The organism is Mycobacterium sp., from assembly GCF_040398885.1.
Classification (GTDB): Bacteria; Actinomycetota; Actinomycetes; order Mycobacteriales; family Mycobacteriaceae; genus Mycobacterium.
Map to the genome: position 1 here is coordinate 1 of NZ_JBBATF010000300.1, position 1,567 is coordinate 1,567.

The following is a 1,567-nucleotide window of genomic DNA, read 5'->3' on the forward strand; positions in this document are numbered from 1 at the left end:
CGTCGAAGGAGGCGTCGGCGAACGGCAGCGCGGGCTCGCGGTTGAGGTCGTGGACCACCCGTTCCCGCGCCTGCGGGTTCCGGTCCAGTTCGAGGGCGTTCATGCCGAGCACCACCAGACGTTGCGGTGTCCGGGCCAGGTGCGACACCCAGGAGCTGCACAGGTCGAGCACTTCGCCGTACAGGCCGAGCTCGTCGTAGAGGTCGCGCACGGCGGCGATGGCACCGTCGTCGATGTGCTGCACCAGCCGCGGTTCGCCGTAGAAGCCACGGTCGTCGCCCTCGTCGACCCGGGTGAAGAAGCCGTCGGGGAAGTCGTGGTAGCGGTCCACGCCCGGGGACGTGGCGTCGTCGTCGGCGGTCACCGGACGGGAGCGGCGGCGGTCATCTCAGTCACACCCAAATAGTCTCATCGAAGCTACATCACCACCCGCACGAGTCCGAGCGATCACCACGCGCGCAGCACCAGCGGGGCGAATCCGGCCGCCTCGACTGCTTTGTCGTCCCAGAGGCGGATGCCCCGCTCGACCAGCGGCACAATCCGGCGGAATTGGTCGACGGCCCCACCACCGGTGAGGTCGTGCACTGCAGACCGGCCCATATCCGCCAGGTTGGAGCCGGCTTCGCGGTTACGGAGCGTCTAACACTGGTTCGCTTACGCTGCACCTTCTGACCTCGCTCGACGGGCCCGCACCTTCTGGCAGTACCAGTACGGCTCGCCTTCTCGGGGCCGCTTGCCACCCATCACCGTCGTTCTCGGCGATCGGTTGCCCCGACGCTTCATCAGGCCGCTGCGACGGCCCGACAGAGACGGTCTCTCACCACCTCCCGATACATCCAGCGCCTCGTGGCGCACAGTTCGGCCGCGAAAAAAGCCGAGGCGGTCTTCAAGATCGCATTCGCCCGGCGCAACTCGGCGTTCTCCTCCGGACATCCCGGGGCGGTTCAAGCGGTCAAGTGCACTCGGATTTGCTTTCCCGCCTGAATGGGCGCATGGTGGAGATACGCAATCGCGCCAGTCCCCGACCCCGACCGGCTCCAGCCGAAACGGGGACATCGTGGCTAACAGAACCGACGAGTTGATTAGCATGCTTCGGGAGATCGGAGATCAGCGAGTTAGCACCATGCATGAACTCCGTGTGCTAAGGATGGATCACCACGCACGGATTCTGGGCAGGCTCAAGGCATTCAAAAACCTCTAGATGCGCCAGCGCCGGGTGGCCCTCCTTCTTGCCTGTGGCCGGGGAAACCGTCGCGCTGTATCGCCCTCCAACAAACGAACCGCCGGCCGGACCCCTCCGTCGTCGGCGTTGCCGTGGTCGTCGGCGTCTGTGTCGATGAGAACGGATGGGTGCCAGTCGTGGGTACCGGAGAACGTCTGCACGGCGGAGCACGACTAACCGCCCAGCTAGAGCCGTCCAGCAAACACTTTTCAGCACCGCCGGAAAGCTGGTTGGGGTAGAAGTGTGGGGTAGTAACGCGAAAGAGGCGGCCTTCGGGTGACCGAAAACCACCTCTGACCTGCGTCGGGCTGACAGGATTTGAACCTGCGACCACTTGACCCCCAG

The 1,567-nt window shown here is 65.1% G+C and carries 2 protein-coding genes; both read right to left on the reverse strand.

The features are described 5' to 3' along the window. Positions 1-364, reverse strand: a 364-nt coding sequence (locus ADBZ5U_RS16260) for a hypothetical protein (protein ID WP_526811927.1), incomplete at its 3' end; no start/stop codon positions are given. 83 nt (positions 365-447) lie between these two features. Beyond that, positions 448-600, reverse strand: coding sequence for a hypothetical protein (locus ADBZ5U_RS16265; protein ID WP_526811929.1), 153 nt, complete (start codon positions 598-600; stop codon positions 448-450). Positions 601-1,567 lie beyond the last annotated feature (967 nt).